This is a genomic window from Micropruina sp., assembly GCF_027492755.1.
Lineage (GTDB): Bacteria > Actinomycetota > Actinomycetes > Propionibacteriales > Propionibacteriaceae > Micropruina.
Genome location: NZ_JAPUED010000214.1, coordinates 1 through 1,203, shown reverse-complemented (window position 1 = coordinate 1,203; position 1,203 = coordinate 1). Strand labels below are relative to the sequence as shown.

Sequence of the window (1,203 nt, the reverse complement as noted above, 5' to 3'; positions counted from 1 at the left end):
CCGCTGGTCGAGCTTGTCGAGACCCCAGCCGCGGCCAGCAACACACACAGCCGCTCGAACAACCGGTTCACCCCGTCGTCGTTGACCCGCGACGCGATGGTCCCGATCACCGGCTGGTCCCTCCAGGACTCCCCGAACGCACCCCGGTTGCGAATCAACTGGCGTCCGACATCGCGCCGGGCATCCTCGGCACCGCGCCGGTCGTACTTGTTGATCGCGACCAGGTCGGCCACCTCGAGCGCGGCGATCTTCTCCAGCTGGGTCGAGGCACCGTACTCGGGCGTCATCACATACAGCACGACGTCGGCATGGTCGGCGATCGAGGCGTCCCCTTGCCCCATGCCCGGGGTCTCCACGATCACCAGATCGTGATCGGCCCCGCAGGCCCGGATCATGTCGTCCAGGCCCTTCGGGATGCCGCCGGCCGCACCTCGGGTGGCCAGCGACCGGAAGTAGACGCCGTCCAGGGCGTTCATCCGGATCCGGTCGCCGAGCAGCGCACCGCCGCGCCGTGCGGTCGGGTCGATCGCCAGCACCGCGATCCGCACCTCCGGCGCGTGCCGCCGGAACCGCAACAGCAACTCGTCGGTCAGTGACGACTTGCCCGAGCCGCCGGTGCCGGTGATGCCCAGCACCGGCGGACGGACGTCCGGCAGGTCGAGCTGTCCACCCTCAGCCAGAACGCTGATCGCGCGCGGCAGACCGGTGCCGAGGGACTCCTCGCCCACCGCAGAGCGAGCGTGTCGAGATCTCTGCACCTCGCGACAGGCGGCGATCACCTCGTCCGCCATGCCCATCAAGCCGAGCCGCTGCCCGGCCCCCGGACTGTAGATGGTGACGCCCTTGGCGGCCAGCGCCTCGATCTCGTCGGCGACGATCACCCCGCCGCCGCCGCCGAACACCTTGGCGTCCGAGCCCAGCTCGGCGAGCCGGTCGACCAGATAACCGAAGTACTCCAGGTGTCCGCCCTGATAGGACGACACCCCGACCCCGTGCGCGTCCTCGTCGATCACCGCGTTCACCACATCTTCGACCGACCGGTCGTGGCCCAGATGGACGACCTCGGCCCCACGCGCCTGCAACACCCGCCGGATCACGGTGATCGCGGCGTCGTGTCCATCGAAAAGGGCTGCTGCGGTGACGATCCGCACCGGCGGGGACTTCATGACTTCATTGACTCACCGTTGGTCGAGCTTGTCGAGA

1 protein-coding gene is annotated in these 1,203 nt (G+C 69.1%); it reads right to left on the bottom strand.

Going from position 1 to position 1,203, the window contains the following annotated elements:
- Window positions 1–1,166, bottom strand: a 1,166-nt coding sequence (locus tag Q0066_RS14875; protein WP_298134299.1) for a cobalamin-dependent protein, incomplete at its 3' end; no start/stop codon positions are given.
- Between the last annotated feature and the right edge of the window lie 37 nt (window positions 1,167–1,203).